Here is a 15572-nt window from a genome sequence, read left to right as displayed (position 1 = left end):
CCTTGCTTCCACATCATTCCCTGGCGCTCATCCGTTCGGAATCAGCGTCTCGATCAGATGCTCGACGTACGCTTCGAAATCCTCGCGCGCCTGCTTGGGTTGCTGCAGCTGCAACGACAACTGCAGGAAGCCGACATAGGCGGCGTAGGCAAGACGTGCGCGATGACGCGCATCGGTCGAGCTGAGCCCGGCCTGGCGGAACGAGGCGACCAGATAATCAAGGCGGCGCTGCGAGACGCGGTCGATCACCGGCCGCACCATCGGATGATCCAATGCCTTCAGCAGCTCGCTGTAGATGATGTGCGGCTGCACTTCATGCGCCACCATCTGGAACAGCTGGCGCAGGCGCACGCGCGGATCCGGCACGTCTTCCAGGCTGCCGAACACCTGTTCCTGTTCGAACAGTTCCCAGCGTTCCAGCGCCGCCTGCAGCAAGGCATCGCGCGAAGGGAAATGCCAGTAGAAACTGCCCTTGGTGACGCCGAGCCGCCGTGCCAGCGGCTCCACCGCGACGGCGCCGACACCTTGTTCAGCAATCAGATCGAGGGCCGCCTGGGCCCAGTCTTCGGCACTCAGGCGGCTGTTGCGGCCGGCGCGCGGTTCGCCGGCGGAAGCGTCAGGTTGATTCATGGGCTGATTTAACCATACGCCGGGGTTCGTTGCAGTACGCGGTTGCGGTCGGAACCATCCTGGAGCCCTCGGGCGGGGCCATTCAGGCACCTTCCGCAGCGCACCATACCGTGCAGTATTGACTTCCCCCCGAAGCAATCCATACTAGCAAGTATGGTTACGTCCCCAACTCCCGCTGCGTTCCATGACCTGCGCCTGGACGCCGCCCATGGCGCCCGCCTGGCGGCGACCGCCAGCGACCATGGCCGGCGCGGCCGGGTGCTGTTCGCGCATGGCTTCGGCCAGACCCGGCATGCCTGGAATGCCACCGCCCATGCACTGAACGCGGCCGGCCTGCAGACGCTGGCCTATGACGCCCGCGGCCATGGCGATTCCGACTGGAATGCCGCCGACCTGCCCTATCACGGCGAACAGTTCGCCGACGACCTGATCGTGCTGGCCGGTGAGCAGCCGCGTCCGCCGGTACTGGTTGCCGCTTCGATGGGCGGCCTGTTCGGCCTGCTGGCCGAGTCGCGCTGGCCGGGCCTGTTCTCGGCGATGGTGCTGGTCGACATCACCCCGCGCTGGGATACCGCCGGTGTCGAGCGCATCCTCGCCTTCATGACCGCCCATCCTGACGGCTTTGCCTCGCTGACCCAGGCCGCAGACGTGATCTCGGCGTACATGCCGCACCGTCCGCGCAAATCCGAGCAGTCGCTGCGTGCGCTGCTGCGCGAGGACGGCCACGGCCGCTGGCGCTGGCACTGGGATCCGCGCCTGGTGGCCGAGCTGGCCCGCGACAGCGAACAGCACCAGGACGCACTGGCCGAGGCCGCGCGCCAGGTGAAGTGCCCACTGCTGCTGGTCAGCGGCGGCCGCAGCGACCTGGTCACGCCGCAGACCGTGGCCGAATTCCTGGCGTTGGCGCCGCATGCGCGCCATGTACAGCTGCCGCAGGCCACGCATATGGTCGCCGGCGATGACAACGACGCCTTTACCGCTACTGTGTTGGACTATCTGGACGTGTTGCCCGCAGCGGACGCTGCGGCTTCGTCCGCCACAAACGAGCACGTCACCGGAGCACGCTCATGAGCATCGTTCTTCCCTTCCTCGCCCTGCTGCTGGCAGGCGCCTTCGTCGCCTACCACCGCATGCGGCTGGTTACCTGGACGCTGATCAGCGTGGCCCTGCTGGCCGCCTGCTGGTTCATCCCCTATGTCAACCAGACCGCCACGATCGTCGCGGCCGCCGTGCTGGCCGTCATCGCGGTGCCGCTGCTGCTGCCGTTCATCCGCAAGCCGCTGCTGACCGGCCCGATGATGAAGGTGTTCCGCAAGGTGCTGCCGCCGCTGTCGCAGACCGAGCGCATCGCGCTGGAAACCGGTTCGGTCGGTTTCGAGGGCGAACTGTTCACCGGTGATCCGGACTGGAACATCCTGCTCAACTATCCCAAGCCGCAGCTGACCGCCGAGGAACAGGCCTTCCTTGATGGCCCGGTGGAAGAGCTGTGCACGATGGTCAACGACTGGGAAATCACCCACGTCCACGCTGACCTGCCGCCGGAACTGTGGGCCTTCATCAAGAAGAACAAGTTCTTCGGCATGATCATCCCGAAGGAATACGGCGGCCTGGGCTTCTCCGCGCTGGCCCACCACAAGGTGATCCAGAAGCTGGCCTCGGTGTCTTCGGTGGTCAGCTCCACCGTCGGCGTGCCGAACTCGCTGGGCCCGGGTGAACTGCTGGTGCATTACGGCACCCAGGAACAGAAGGACCAGTACCTGCCGCGCCTGGCCGATGGCCGCGAAGTGCCCTGCTTCGGCCTGACCGGTCCGTTCGCCGGCTCCGACGCCACCTCGATTCCGGACTACGGCATCGTCTGCAGGGGCGAGTGGAACGGCGAGCAGGTGCTCGGCGTCAAGCTGACCTTCGACAAGCGCTACATCACCCTGGCCCCGGTCGCTTCGCTGATCGGCCTGGCCTTCCGCATGTACGACCCGGACGGCCTGATCGGCCAGACCCGCGACATCGGCATCACCCTGGGCCTGCTGCCGCGCGACACCGCCGGCGTTGAAATTGGCCGTCGCCACTTCCCGCTGAACTCGACGTTCCAGAACGGCCCGATCCGCGGCAAGGACGTGTTCATTCCGCTGACCCAGCTGATCGGTGGCGCCGCCATGGCCGGCAAGGGCTGGAACATGCTCAACGAGTGCCTGGCCGTGGGCCGCTCGATCACCCTGCCGTCCACCGCCAGCGGCGGTGCCAAGGCCGGTGCCGCCGTGACCGGCGCCTATGCACGCATCCGCAAGCAGTTCGGCCTGTCGGTCGGTCGCTTCGAGGGCGTGGAAGAAGCGCTGGCCCGCATCGGCGGCAAGGCCTACAAGATCAGCGCGCTGTCGCAGGCCACGGCTGCCGCCGTTGACCGCGGCGACGTGCCGTCGGTGCCGTCGGCGATCGCCAAGTACCACTGCACCAACATGAGCCGCGAAGTGATCTCGGACATGATGGACGTGATCGGCGGCAAGGGCATCATCCTGGGGCCGCGCAACTTTGCCGGCCGCAGCTGGCAGGCCGCGCCGATCGCGATCACCGTGGAAGGCGCCAACATCATGACCCGCAGCCTGCTGATCTTCGGCCAGGGTGCGATCCTCTGCCACCCGTGGGTGCTGAAGGAAATGAAGGCCGCGCAGGACCCGGATACCCGTGCCGGCCTGCAGGACTTCGACCGCAGCCTGTTCGGCCACATCCGTTTCGGCATCTCCAATGCCGTGCGTTCGTTCTGGTTCGGCCTGACCGGCGCGCGCTTCGGTGCCGCCCCGGGCGACGCCTATACCCGCCGCTACTTCCGCAAGCTGGACCGCTACTCGGCCAACCTGGCGCTGATGGCCGACATCTCGATGATGACCCTCGGCGGCAAGCTGAAGTTCAAGGAGTCGCTGTCCGGCCGCCTGGGCGATGTGCTGAGCCACGTCTACATGACCAGCGCCATGCTCAAGCGCTACCACGACGAAGGCGCACCGCAGGCCGACCAGCCGCTGCTGGCCTGGGCCTTCCATGACAGCGTGCACAAGATCGAAGAGTCGCTGTCGGCCGCGCTGCGCAACTTCCCGATCCGTCCGATCGGCTGGCTGATGTGGGCGCTGATCTTCCCGCTGGGCCGTCGTGCCGAGGCTCCGGGCGACCGCCTGAGCCGCCGCGTTGCCGCCCTGCTGATGGCGCCGAATGAAGCCCGCGACCGCCTGGCCAGTGGCGTGTTCCTGACCCCGTGCGAGAACAACCCGGGTGGCCGCATCAACAGCTACCTGAGCAAGGCGATCATGGCCGAGCCGGTGGAGCGCAAGTTCCTGAAGGCGCTGAAGAGCAAGGGCATCGAGGCGCTGGACTTCAAGGCGCAGCTGGACGAAGCCGTGGCCGAGGGCGTGATCACCCAGGACGAGCGCAGCCTGCTGGAAGAACTGCGCACGCTGACCCTGGACACCATCACCGTGGACGACTTCGACACCCACGAACTGCGCGCGGCCAGCTACTACGACCGCCAGCACAAGGACCCGCATTCGCAGGCAGCCTGATCGCCCGCCAAACGCGTTGCCTCGACGGCGGGCCCTGGCCCGCCGTCGCTTTATCCGCCGATCGGAATACCCACCATGTCCACGCCCCTGCTCTCGCTTTACCACCGCCTGCAGCGCTGGCCCGCCGGCAACTGGCTGTTCTCGCGCGCGGTGTGCTTCAAGGCCCCCTACTTCGCCAGCATCGCGCCACGCATCACCCGCCTGGAACACGGCCGCTGCGAAGGCACGCTGGACGACCGCCGCAAGGTGCGCAACCACATCGGCACGGTGCACGCGATCGCGATGTGCAACCTGGCCGAACTGACCGCCGGGTTGATGGTCGACGCATCACTGCCGAAGGGCATGCGCTGGATCCCGAAGGGGATGCAGGTGCAGTACCTGGCCAAGGCACGTGGCAGGCTGCAGGCTGTGGCGCTGCCGGCACAGCCGATTGTGGTCGCGGCCGAGGGCTATGCGCTGCCGGTGACGGTCAGCGTGCGCGATGGTGCGGGGACGGAAGTGTTCAGCGCGGTCATCGACATGTGGATGTCGCCGGCGAAGTAGTGTTCCGGCGAACGGCGCAGCCCCTCGTGGGTGGATCGCGGAATGCGGTTTATCGGTTGGGCCGGAGGGGTGGGGCCGGGCGGGGACGCCGCAAGTACGTCCGTGTAGGCTTAGCCGCGGCTTGCTCGTGTGCGCTGTCCTGCGCACACGGCAAGACCGGGGTTGGGCGTCCTGCCCAACCCGCCCGAGGCATGCCTCGGGCCCATGGCGCGGATACCCCGCCCGGCCCCACCCCTCCGGCCTCTGACAGATCTCTGTGGCGTCCACCCACGCAAGAGAAGAAAGAAGAGCAAAAGCAAAAGCGGCCCTGCGGCCGCTTTTTTCATGCGCGCAGAACCCACGAGCGCAGCGACCCGCTGTTGCTGTTGCTGTTGCTCTTGATCTTCTTTTTCTTCTCCGTGGGCTGGCCGCACACGGAAACTATTGGGGGTGTGGCGGGTGGGCCGTGCAGGGGCGTTGGCGCCATGGATGGCGCCATCGAGCTTACAGGGGTGAGGGCGCTTTGCTTGCGAAGCACTGCTTCGCAAGCGCCCGAACGCACAGCCGCCAGCGGCTGGGCCGGGCCCCGGAGGGGGACTTGCAGCGTCCCCTGCACGGCCCACCCGCCACACCCAACCCATGACCCGCATTCCGCGACCAACCCACGAGGGGCTGCGCCGTTGGCTGGAAACTACGCTACCGCCCGCAACACCAACGCCAGGATCGCCGGCAGCGCCTGGATCATGAAAATGCGGCGGCTCACGCTGTACGCGCCATAGCACCCCGCCACCACCACGCAGGCCAGCGAGAACGTCACCAGCACCGGCTGATCGATCACCAGCCCCAGCACGATGCCCGCCGCCAGGAAGCCGTTGTACAAGCCCTGGTTGGCCGCCAGCACGCGCGTGGTCTCGGCCTTCTCCAGCGTGTTGCGGAAGGTCTTCAGGCCCAGCGGGCGGGTCCACAGGAACATCTCCAGCACCAGGAAATACACGTGCAGCAGTGCGACCAGCAGGGTCAGGACGAGTGCGATCCAGTACATGGGCGGTTCCTTGGACAGGGATGGAGAATGGGGTCAGATCCCTTGCCCTGCGGGAAGGGGATCTGACCCCGGAAGATCAGCGGTCGCGCGGCAGCTTCTTTTCTTCGCGCAGCACACCGAAGGCGGCCAGGGTCATGAAGCCGGCCACCAGCACGCCGCCGACGAACACCACGTGCGAACCGAACAGGGTCAGCGCCTTGTGGATCCAGGTGAAACCCAGGTCTGCGCCGCGGTACACCACGGTGTCGATCGCTGCGCCGGCCTTGTAGCGCCACTGCCGGTCCACGCGGGTGTAGATCGTCTCGCGCGCCGGCTTGGCCAGCGCGAATTCACTGGCGCGTGTCATCACCTGCACCACCGCGACCATCAGCGGCATCGGCGAGGCCGCCAGCACCGAGAAACCGATCAGGATCGCGAAACCGGGAATCAGCAGCGCCGGCGCGATGCCATGGCGTGACAGCAGCCAGCGGGTCAGGCCCACCTGCATCAGCAGCGCCAGCGCGTTCACCGCCAGGTCGATGCGCGAGAAGAACGCGGTACTGGCCGCCGGGTCGGTGAAGGCCGCGCGCACGATGCTGGCCTGCTGGTTGTACAGCAGCGTGCCGACACCCACGCCGAACACCACCATCACCGCCAACCAGCGCAGCAGCGGCTCGCGCACGATCAGTTTCAGGCCGTCCAGCACGCTGCCGCCCATCGGCTGTTCGCCGGAAACCAGTTGCTGCTCGCGCTCGCGCAGCACCGCCCAGTGCCGCAGCCGCCAGATGCACAACAGGCACACGACCAGGAATCCCGCCGAGACCAGCATGAGGTTGGCGATGCCCACGCGCTGCACCAGCGCGCTGGTGATCAACGGGCCGAGGAACGCGCCAACGGTACCCGCCGCACCGATGTAGCCATAGTAGGCACGTGCCTGTGCGTTGGAGAACACGTCGGCCATGAAGCTCCAGAACACCGCCACCGCGAACAGGTTGAACACCATGACCCAGAGGAAGAAGGCCATGCCCCGCCCGGGTACGTGGCTGTCGAACAGTGCGTAGAAGCCCAGCAGGGTGACGATGAAGAAGCCGTACACCACGGGAAGGAACACACGGCGTGGGAAGCGGCTGACCAGCCAACCGTACACCGGCTGCAGCACCAGCATGATCACGAACACGCAGGAGAACAGGAACTGCAGGACGAAGTCCTTCAACGCGATGCCGTGGCTGGCGAACCAGGCAATCAGCACGGGCGGGAACACCGTTTCCAGGTCCGCCGAGGCGGCCATGGCCTCGCGCACCGGACGCAGCACGTAGTAGCCGCTGAGCAGGCAGAAGAAGTACAGGAACGACCACCACAGCGCCGGCGACTCGCGCAGCGCCAGCATCAGTTCCCGCAGCGGGCCCTTGCCCGACGCCGCGCTCACGCAGCGCCCCTCGCCCACAGACGGCGGTTGGACAGCGGCATGGCAGGCTCCGGGGGCGGTGAAGCGCGTACGTTAGCCAATGCACTGCAACATCGCCAGCAGCAGGCACGCTGAAGGCTGCAACACGCTGTCACGGACGGGTCCGGGCGACACGTTCCGACACATGCTTTCGGGGCGTCAAAATTCCAACTTTTTCAACGAGATGCGCATTCATCTTCGCTTTGTTTGTGCACAGGGGAAAAGCGGCGCTAGAATCGCCCTCAGCAGTCGCGCACGGGTCCAACCGATGAAAAAGAACAGCCTGCGCCGTCCGATCCGTTCGGCGGCCACCGGTTTGCTGGGCATGTTGATGCCCGTTGCCTTGTCCACCACCGCGCAGACCCCGCCGGCGTTGCCACCAATGCCGGCCAACATCGAGTCGGCCGCCACGGCCGTTGCCCACACCCAGCCGGCGGCCTACCGGACCGGCCTGGTGCCGCAGGTGCAGGCGCCGGCCGCCGGTTTCAACGTCGCCAACATCGAGTCGATGGCGCAGCAGCTCACCTATGGCGAGCGCGTGCCCGGCATGGCAGTGGCGATCGTGCAGGGCGGCCGCATCCTCAGCGCGCGCGGCTATGGCGTTACCGACGTCAACAATCCGCTGCCGGTGGATGCGCACACCGTGTTCCGCCTGGCGTCGCTGTCCAAGGCCTTCGCCGGCACCATGGCCGGCCTGCTGGTCAACGACGGCACGCTGCGCTGGGACAGCAAGGTCACCGACTATGTGCCGGGCTTCCGCCTGAACTCGCCGGAAGCCACTGATCGCCTGACCGTGGCCGACGTGCTCAGCCATCGCGTCGGCCTGCCCTACAACGCCTACGACCGCGACATCGAAGGCAACGCCGAGTACTACTCGCTGACCCAGAAACTGGCCAACACCAGCCTGAAGTGCCTGCCGGGCGACTGCTACGCCTACCAGAACGTGGCCTTCAGCCTGATCGGCGATGTCGTCTATGCGGCCTCCGGCAGCTTCTACGAGCAGTCGGTCGAGCGCCGCATCTTCAAGCCACTGGGCATGAACGACGCCAGCCTCGGCCTGGCCGGCATCCAGGCCAGTTCGCGCTGGGCACGTCCGCATGTGCGCAGCCGCAACGGCTGGGTCTCGCTGACGCCGAAGCCGACCTACTACCGCGTTGCTCCGGCGGCCGGCGTCAACGCCAGCGCCAGCGACATGGCGCAGTGGCTGCTGGCCCACACCGGCCATCGCCCCGACGTGCTGCCGGCACCGCTGCTGGCCACCCTGCATTCGAGCCTGATCAACACCCCCGGCGAGATGCGTTCGGGCTGGCGCCGCGAACGCCTGCACTCGGCCGGCTACGCCCTGGGCTGGCGTACCTTCGACTACGCCGGCCACGACGTGGTGTTCCATGCCGGTGCCGTGCAGGGCTATCGCGGCCTGGTCGCGCTGGTGCCGGAACGCGATCTCGGCATCGCCATCCTCTGGAACGGCGAAAGCGGCCTGCCCAGCGGCCTGCTGCCGACCGTGCTCGACTCCGCGCTCGGCCTGCCGGCGCAGCGCTGGCTGGACGTGGACACCGACTTCGGCAGCGACAACCTGATGGCCGAGGGCGCCAGCCCGGCGCAGCAGGACAAGCGCAAGGGCAAGGGCGCCTCGGGCAATCGCGCGGTGGCTTCGCCGCGCTGATCAGGCGGGCTCGACCGTAAGCGAAAAGGGCGGCCTGCGGGCCGCCTTTTTTGTGGGCGCTTGCGGCGTCGAGCCATGATCGGCTCTACAGATGCAAAGCGCAGCCGAGCGTGGGCTCGGCTCTACTGATGCAAAGCGCAGCCGAGCGTGGGCTCGGCTCTACAGATGCAAAGCGCAGCCGAGCGTGGGCTCGGCTCTACTGATGCAAAGCGCGGCTGAGCGTGGGCTCGGCTCTACTGATGCAAAGCGCAGCCGAGCATGGGCTCGGCTCTACAGTTCCGCCGGGCTAGTGCGCGAAATAATGCATGCCGCCGTCCACTGGAATCACCGCACCGGTGACATAGCCGGCCAACGGCGAGGCCAGGAACGCCACCAGCGGCGCCACTTCCTCCGGTTCACCGAAGCGCCCCATCGGGATGTTGCGGGCGATGAACGCACGCCGGCTTTCCTCGGTGGGATGCAGGCGGTCCAGGATCTGCGCGCTGTTGATGCGCCCCGGTGCAATCGCATTCACCGTGATGCCCTGCCCGGCCACCTCCGACGACAGTCCCTTGCTCCACAGATGAAGCGCCGCCTTCGCCGCGGTGGCGGCATTCACCGCACGTGGTTCCATCGAACCGCTGAAATTGATCACCCGCCCCCATGCCTGCGCCTGCATGCCGGGCAACAGTGCCTGGGTCAGGCGTCGCGCGGCGGAGAAGTTCAGCGCCATCGCTTCCTCCCAGACATCGTCATCGGCATCCACGGTGGTCGGCCGCGAGCCTCCTGCGGCATTGACCAGGATGTCGACACGTTGCAGTGCCTCCCGGGATGCTTCCGCGATGTACTGCACGTCACCGGCGACAGTGACATCGCCGGCCACGATGAACGGTACCGCGCCGCCCTCGGTTTCGATCCGCGCCGCCAGCGCCTGCAGGGGTGCCCGCTGCCGCGACGTGATGGCAACGCGCACGCCCTGCGCCGCCAGCTGCCTGGCGACGGCAGCGCCGATGCCGCTGGCCGCGCCCGTCACCAGGGCGGTACGGCCTGCAAGATTCAAGTCCATGGTGTTCTCCTGTCAGCGTGGCCGGCGAATCCGGCCATTGCCCGACATGCTGTTTGATCACCCCTGATTGATAAACTCCGCGCAGGTTTCAGCATTCAACACCCGGGGTGTCAGATGAACCTGCTGGAAAGCATGCAGGTCTACGTGCTGATCGTGGACAAGGGCAGCCTCAGTGCGGCGGCGGCGGCGATGGACATCTCCGCGACGATGGCCGGCAAGCATCTGCGTGCATTGGAAGCACGGCTGGGCATGCAGTTGTTGAGCCGTACCACCCGGCGCCAGCACATGACGCCTTTCGGCGAGGACTACTACACCCGCTGCCGGGAGATCCTGCGCCTGGTGGAGGAAACCGACGCGCAGGCACAGCACCAGCACCTGGCACCGGCGGGTACGCTGCGCATCAGCGCACCGGTGATCTTCGGTACGCATGCGCTGGTGCCGGCACTGGCCGAGTACATGGCGCGCCATCCGGATGTGCGGGTCGAAGCCACGCTGACGGATCGCGTGGTCGACCTTGCCGAAGAGGGCTTCGAAGCGGCGCTGCGCATCGGTACGCTGGCCGACAGCAGCGTGCTTGTGGCGCGCGCACTGGCCCCCTATCGCCTGATGATGTGCGCCTCGCCAGCGTATCTGGCCACGCATGGCACGCCGCACAGCGTGCAGGCACTTGCCGGCCACCAATGCCTGTCGTTCGAACCGAGCGCACTTGCACAGTGGCTGCAGGCCGACGCTGGCGAGCTCGACCATGTGCCGGACGGCCGGCTGCAGATCAACAATGGCGAAGCGCTGCGTTCGGCGGCACTGCACGGCCTGGGCATCGTCCTGCAGTCGACGCTGCTGCTGTCTGCCGATGTCGAGGCTGGGCGGCTGGTGCAGCTGCTCCCGGAGCACGGCCAGGCCGGTCGGCCGATGCACGTGGTCTATGCGCACGACCGTTATCACTCCACCCGCCTGCGCAGCTTCCTCGACTTCCTGGTGCAGCGCTTCCCGCCCACGGCGTCCCTGTTGCCTGCCGGCACGCAGGCATAAAAAAACCCCCTCCCCGCTGGGCAGCCAGGGAAGGGGGTTTCAGGGTGTCGCTATCGGGAAGTACTTAGATCAGCGGCGCCGGGGTTGCCGGCAGAGCGACCGGAGCGGCCTTCTTCTTGCGGGCGGCCGGCTTGCGCTTGGCAACCTTCTTCGCTGCCTTCTTCGGGGCAGCCTTCTTGGTGGCCTTCTTCGCGGTCTTCTTTACTGCCTTCTTGGCGGTCTTCTTGACGGCCTTCTTGGCAGTCGCCTTCTTTGCGACCTTCTTCGCGACCTTCTTGGCCGGCTTGCGGGCCGTGGCCTTCTTGGCAGTCTTCTTGGTGGCCTTCTTGGCTACCTTCTTGACGGCCTTCTTTGCGGTCTTCTTCACGGCCTTCTTGGCAGTGGACTTCTTGGCTACCTTCTTCGCCGCCTTCTTCACTGCCTTCTTCGCAGTGGTCTTCTTGGCGACCTTCTTCGCAGCCTTCTTCACTGCCTTCTTGGCGGTCGCCTTCTTCGCGACCTTCTTCACTGCCTTCTTGGCAGCGGCCTTCTTCGCGACCTTCTTCACCGCTTTCTTGGCGGCGGGCTTCTTCTTCGCAGCTTTCTTGGTTGCCATGGGATGGCTCCTCGTCAGTGATAGGGAGTTGAAACGCCCAGTTGGATCAAACCCGCGGATGCTGCGTGCGGGGACCGCCGGCGCGTCAGGCGCGCCGTTACGGATGCGGCAATGCCCACCTCGATCGGCGGAGCGGGCATCGGAACGGGAGTTGCCTTGCATTTCTCCGGGGGAAGCGGGGCCATGTCCACCGTCATCAGGATCGCGGTGGTCTTGAAGGGGCTGCTTCGCATCGGACGATTGATTCTGCGCACTCGGTTGGGCAGGCAAGGTCTGCTGAGGCGAAACCTAATCACGGTTTTTTTTACTGTCAACAACCCCCGCGAAAAATTTTCACATCCGCGCCATCCTGGATGCCGCCGGCGCCACCACTCCGCACCGCCCGCAACGACGGTTGAAGCGGCGCGCACGCGCCTTGCCTGCACCGGCATCGACGCAGCCGCCGATCAAAAAACACTTGAAATAAGCACTCCGCGCAGATAGGCACAGGTTTGGCACAACAGCGCGAGCACATCGGCGATGGTCACCGGTACCACTGCCAACGCCAGCACAACGGCGCCGCAACGGGGGGCGAAAAGTTTTCACATTCGAACGCTTCGGCGCGGGGCGGAAACGCGGATTTGCGCAAAACTGCGCACGCCCATCGGCACCGTTCGTCTGCCCGCTGATGCCGCACCGAGGGTGCGCAACGAACCCCGCGTCATGAGTCCGGCGCGGTCGCCAAAACAAAAACGGCCACCCGAAGGTGGCCGTTTCAGAATCCGGAAACGTCGACTCAGTGGTCTTCGTTTTCCAGGGCTTCGGCGTACGCGTCCGGGTCCAGCAGCTCGTTGAGCTCTTCGGCGTTGGTCAGTTCGACCACGAACATCCAGCCTTCGCCGTAGGCATCTTCGTTGATGGTTTCCGGCTTGTCGGACAGGGCCGAGTTGACCTCGACGACCTTGCCGCTGATCGGGCTGTAGACGTCCGAGGCGGCCTTCACCGACTCGACGACGGCGATCTGTTCACCGGCCTTGGCGTCGGCGCCGACTTCCGGCAGTTCGACGTAGACCAGGTCACCCAGCAGGCCCTGGGCGTGGTCGGAAATACCGACAGTGACGCGGCCATTGCCTTCGACACGGGCCCACTCATGGGACTTGAGGAACTTGAGGTCGCCGGGGATCTCGCTCATGGGACTGCTCCAGAGATATGCAGGGGTGGAAAAAACGGGGCTAGTGTAACCAACCGGCCGCCACTGCTGTCAGTGATGACCGGCATGTTTGGATCAGGCGTCGGCGAGCACGCCGGGCTGGGCCTGGCCTTCGCGTACGAACGGGAACTTGACCACGCGCACCGGCACCTGCCGGCCGCGGATGTCGACGGTGACCTCGCCGAGTTCACCGGCCGGCACGCGGGCGAAGGCGATGCCCTTGGCCAGGGTCGGCGAGAAGGTGCCGGACAGGATCTCGCCCTGGCCGCCGGCAGTGGTGACCGCCTGGCCGTGGCGCAGCACGCCCTTCTCGTCCATCACCAGGCCGATCATCTGGCGTGCGGTGCCGGCGCTCTTCTGCGCCTCCAGCACGTCGCGGCCGATGAAATCGCGGCCTTCGTCCAGCGACACGGTCCAGGCCAGCGCCGCTTCATACGGGCTGATCTCCTCGTCCATGTCCTGGCCGTACAGGTTCATGCCGGCTTCCAGGCGCAGGGTGTCGCGCGCGCCAAGGCCGGCCGGCTTCACGCCTGCCGCCAGCAGGCGGTTCCAGAAGGCGACCACGGCATCCTGCGGCAGCAGGATCTCGAAACCATCTTCACCGGTGTAGCCGGTGCGGGCGACGAACAGCTCCACGCCATCGTCGGAATGCACCTGCAGGGCGGCGAAGCGACCCAGCTTGGTCAACGCTGCACGATCGGCTTCGCCGGCCAGGCCGATCACGACGTCGCGCGCCTGCGGGCCCTGCACGGCGAGGATGGCCAGGTCCGGGCGCTGCTCGACGGCGACGCCGAACGGCGCGGCCTGCTCGCGCAGCCATGCCAGGTCCTTCTCGCGGGTGGAGGCGTTGACCACCATGCGGAAGAAGTCGTCGCCCAGGTAGTAGACGATCAGGTCGTCGATGACGCCGCCGCGCGGGTTCAGCATGCACGAGTACAGCGCCTTGCCGGTCACCTTCAGCTTGTCGACCGAGTTGGCCAGCAGGCGGCGCAGGAACGGCTTGACCTGGTCACCGCGCAGGTCGACCACCGTCATGTGGCTGACGTCGAACACACCGGACTCGCGACGCACCAGGTGGTGCTCGTCCAGCTGCGAGCCGTAGTGGATGGGCATGTCCCAACCCCCGAAATCGACCATCTTGGCGCCAAGGGCGCGGTGGGTATCGTTGAGCAGCGTCTTCTGGGTCATGACCGGTTCCGGCAGCAGAGGAAACAAGAATCCCCATTATCCCAGATCGGTCGCCCCCAGGCGTGCCGCAGCGCAGCGGTTCGTGCAAGCGCAAGCCGCCCCGCCCTTTCCCTTGCGGGCGGGCAACGGCCGCGGAGCCCGGCAGCCATCTGCTACAGACGCACCCGCCCACGCAGGATGTCGACGAACATCACCCAGTCACCCATGAACGAGTACAGCGGATGCCGGAACGTCGCCGGGCGGTTCTTCTCGAAGAAGAAATGGCCGACCCAGGCGAACCCGTAGCCGCAGACCAGAGCGCCGAGCAGGAGCAGCGGCTGGCCACGCAGCAGGGCAGCGGCGACCAGCAGGAGCACGCCGCAGCTGCCGATGAAATGCAGGCGCCGCGAGACCGGGTGGCGGTGCTCGTCCAGATAGAACGGGTAGAACTCACGGAAGCTGGCGAATCGGGACATGGGCGTGCTCCGGGGGCCGTGGTCGCCGCCATCATGCGCCATTCCCGGCAGCGCCGCGCTACGCGCCCGGCTCGACGCTACAGCGGGGGCGTGCGCGGGCCGAACATGATCACCGCCATGCCGGCCAGGCACAGCGCCGCGCCCAGCAGGTCCCAGCGGCTGGGACGAATGCCGTCGACCAGCCACAGCCAGAACAGCGCGGTGCCGATGTAGACGCCACCGTAGGCGGCATAGACCCGCCCACTGGCAGTCGGGTGCAGGGTCAACAGCCACGCGAACAGGGCCAGGCTGGCCGCCGCCGGCAGCAGCAACCAGGCACCACCGCCCTTGCGCAGCCACAACCATGGCAGGTAGCAGCCGACGATCTCGGCCAGCGCGGTCAGCAGGAACAGGCCGAGCGTCTTCACGCTTTTTCTGCTGCCTTGGCGTGCTGCCACAGCGCTTCCTGCGCATCCAGGTCCAGTGCGGCCAACGCCTCGCCCTGCGCGTCGGCCTGCGCTTCCATCGCGCGGAAGCGACGCTCGAACTTGTGGTTGGCCCCGCGCAGTGCGGCGCCCAGATCGATATCGGCATGACGCGCCAGGTTCGCGCAGACGAACAGCAGGTCGCCCAGTTCCTCCTGAAGGCGCGCCTTGTTGCCCGCGATATCGCCGCGCTCGAATTCCTCGCGCAGCTCCTGCAGTTCTTCGGCTGCCTTGTCCAGCACCGGCAGCGGGCCTGGCCAGTCGAAACCGACCTTGGCTGCACGCGACTGCAGCTTCACCGCCCGCTGCCATTCGGGCAGGCCGCGCGAGATGCCGGCCAGCGCGGACGTGTCCTGCTCGCCCTTGGCGGCACGCTCGGCACGCTTGATCGCGTCCCAGTTGCGCATCACCCCGTCGGCATCGTCGACGCTGACATCAGCGAACACATGCGGGTGACGGCGCTGCATCTTGTCGCTGATCGCACGGGCGACCTCGGCGAAGGCAAACGCCCCCTGCTCCTCGGCCATGCGCGCGTGGAACACCACCTGCAGCAGCAGGTCGCCGAGCTCGTCGCACAGATCGTCCAGGTCACCCCGGTCGATCGCATCGGCGACCTCGTAGGCTTCTTCGATGGTGTAGGGGGCGATGGTCGAGAAGTCCTGTTCCAGATCCCATGGACAGCCACCCTGCGGATCGCGCAGGCGCGCCATGATCGCCAGCAGGCGTTCCAGTTCATGGCTGGCATCGCTGCCGGTGGTGCGGGTGTCGTGCGCGCTCAT

General features: G+C 66.6%; 16 protein-coding genes. 6 read left to right on the top strand and 10 right to left on the bottom strand.

The annotated features are described in order from the left end of the window. Window positions 1-27: 27 nt before the first annotated feature. Window positions 28-630, bottom strand: a complete 603-nt coding sequence (locus B9Y64_RS08895; RefSeq protein ID WP_005418411.1) for a TetR/AcrR family transcriptional regulator — start codon at window positions 628-630, stop codon at window positions 28-30. Between the two features lie 153 nt (window positions 631-783). On the opposite strand from B9Y64_RS08895, the gene B9Y64_RS08890 reads away from it, so the two are divergent. The 3 genes from B9Y64_RS08890 (at window position 784) to B9Y64_RS08880 (ending at window position 4718) form a co-directional block, all read left to right on the top strand. After that, window positions 784-1701 (top strand): alpha/beta fold hydrolase, encoded by a 918-nt coding sequence (locus B9Y64_RS08890; protein WP_100440372.1) that lies wholly within the window; start codon window positions 784-786, stop codon window positions 1699-1701. Further along, window positions 1698-4175, top strand: a complete 2478-nt coding sequence (locus tag B9Y64_RS08885; protein ID WP_100440371.1) for an acyl-CoA dehydrogenase — start codon at window positions 1698-1700, stop codon at window positions 4173-4175. Before B9Y64_RS08890 ends, B9Y64_RS08885 begins: the two co-directional genes overlap by 4 nt. Window positions 4176-4250: 75 nt before the next feature. Beyond that, entirely contained in the window at window positions 4251-4718 is a 468-nt protein-coding gene (locus B9Y64_RS08880; protein WP_100440370.1) for a hotdog fold domain-containing protein, read from the top strand. A 670-nt stretch (window positions 4719-5388) separates the two neighbouring features. On the opposite strand, the gene B9Y64_RS08875 is transcribed toward B9Y64_RS08880, so the two are convergent. Beyond that, the gene (locus B9Y64_RS08875) at window positions 5389-5739 is read right to left on the bottom strand and encodes a DUF1304 domain-containing protein (RefSeq protein WP_100440369.1); all 351 of its coding nucleotides are present in this window, start codon (window positions 5737-5739) and stop codon (window positions 5389-5391) included. A gap of 76 nt (window positions 5740-5815) precedes the next feature. Then, window positions 5816-7105, bottom strand: coding sequence for an NTP/NDP exchange transporter (locus B9Y64_RS08870; protein ID WP_202909060.1), 1290 nt, complete (start codon window positions 7103-7105; stop codon window positions 5816-5818). Window positions 7106-7430: 325 nt separating this feature from the next. Between B9Y64_RS08870 and B9Y64_RS08865 the strand changes: the two genes are divergently transcribed. Continuing rightward, a complete protein-coding gene (locus B9Y64_RS08865; RefSeq protein ID WP_049442987.1) occupies window positions 7431-8828 on the top strand; it encodes a serine hydrolase domain-containing protein in 1398 nt (465 codons plus the stop codon). Window positions 8829-9114: 286 nt separating this feature from the next. Here the strand turns inward: B9Y64_RS08865 and B9Y64_RS08860 are convergent, their stop codons facing one another. Next, window positions 9115-9873, bottom strand: a complete 759-nt coding sequence (locus B9Y64_RS08860; RefSeq protein WP_100440368.1) for an SDR family NAD(P)-dependent oxidoreductase — start codon at window positions 9871-9873, stop codon at window positions 9115-9117. Window positions 9874-9987: 114 nt separating this feature from the next. On the opposite strand from B9Y64_RS08860, the gene B9Y64_RS08855 reads away from it, so the two are divergent. Continuing rightward, entirely contained in the window at window positions 9988-10902 is a 915-nt protein-coding gene (locus tag B9Y64_RS08855) for a LysR family transcriptional regulator (protein WP_100440367.1), read from the top strand. A 64-nt stretch (window positions 10903-10966) separates the two neighbouring features. Here B9Y64_RS08855 and B9Y64_RS08850 read toward each other — a convergent pair whose 3' ends face one another. Next, window positions 10967-11497: a histone gene (locus B9Y64_RS08850; protein ID WP_100440366.1), complete on the bottom strand. Its 531-nt coding sequence runs from the start codon at window positions 11495-11497 to the stop codon at window positions 10967-10969. A 183-nt stretch (window positions 11498-11680) separates the two neighbouring features. On the opposite strand from B9Y64_RS08850, the gene B9Y64_RS21935 reads away from it, so the two are divergent. Beyond that, window positions 11681-11980, top strand: a complete 300-nt coding sequence (locus tag B9Y64_RS21935; protein WP_157804507.1) for a hypothetical protein — start codon at window positions 11681-11683, stop codon at window positions 11978-11980. A 292-nt stretch (window positions 11981-12272) separates the two neighbouring features. Here the strand turns inward: B9Y64_RS21935 and gcvH are convergent, their stop codons facing one another. The 5 genes from gcvH to mazG all read right to left on the bottom strand — a co-directional run bounded on the left by gcvH (window position 12273) and on the right by mazG (window position 15572). Then, window positions 12273-12668, bottom strand: coding sequence for a glycine cleavage system protein GcvH (gcvH, locus tag B9Y64_RS08845; RefSeq protein WP_100440365.1), 396 nt, complete (start codon window positions 12666-12668; stop codon window positions 12273-12275). A gap of 93 nt (window positions 12669-12761) precedes the next feature. Next, window positions 12762-13874: a glycine cleavage system aminomethyltransferase GcvT gene (gcvT, locus tag B9Y64_RS08840; RefSeq protein ID WP_100440364.1), complete on the bottom strand. Its 1113-nt coding sequence runs from the start codon at window positions 13872-13874 to the stop codon at window positions 12762-12764. A 152-nt stretch (window positions 13875-14026) separates the two neighbouring features. After that, window positions 14027-14329 (bottom strand): DUF962 domain-containing protein, encoded by a 303-nt coding sequence (locus B9Y64_RS08835; RefSeq protein WP_100440363.1) that lies wholly within the window; start codon window positions 14327-14329, stop codon window positions 14027-14029. A gap of 77 nt (window positions 14330-14406) precedes the next feature. Continuing rightward, window positions 14407-14736 carry a YnfA family protein gene (locus B9Y64_RS08830; RefSeq protein ID WP_100440362.1) on the bottom strand — a complete coding sequence of 110 codons (330 nt, stop codon included), beginning with the start codon at window positions 14734-14736 and terminating at the stop codon, window positions 14407-14409. After that, window positions 14733-15572: a nucleoside triphosphate pyrophosphohydrolase gene (mazG, locus tag B9Y64_RS08825; RefSeq protein WP_100440361.1), complete on the bottom strand. Its 840-nt coding sequence runs from the start codon at window positions 15570-15572 to the stop codon at window positions 14733-14735. The genes B9Y64_RS08830 and mazG overlap by 4 nt, the downstream gene beginning before the upstream one ends.

The sequence above is a fragment of the Stenotrophomonas maltophilia genome, assembly GCF_002799245.1.
In the GTDB taxonomy this organism is placed as follows: domain Bacteria; phylum Pseudomonadota; class Gammaproteobacteria; order Xanthomonadales; family Xanthomonadaceae; genus Stenotrophomonas; species Stenotrophomonas maltophilia_S.
Note: the sequence above shows the minus strand (reverse complement) of the source record. Positions and strands in the feature narration are given on the sequence as shown.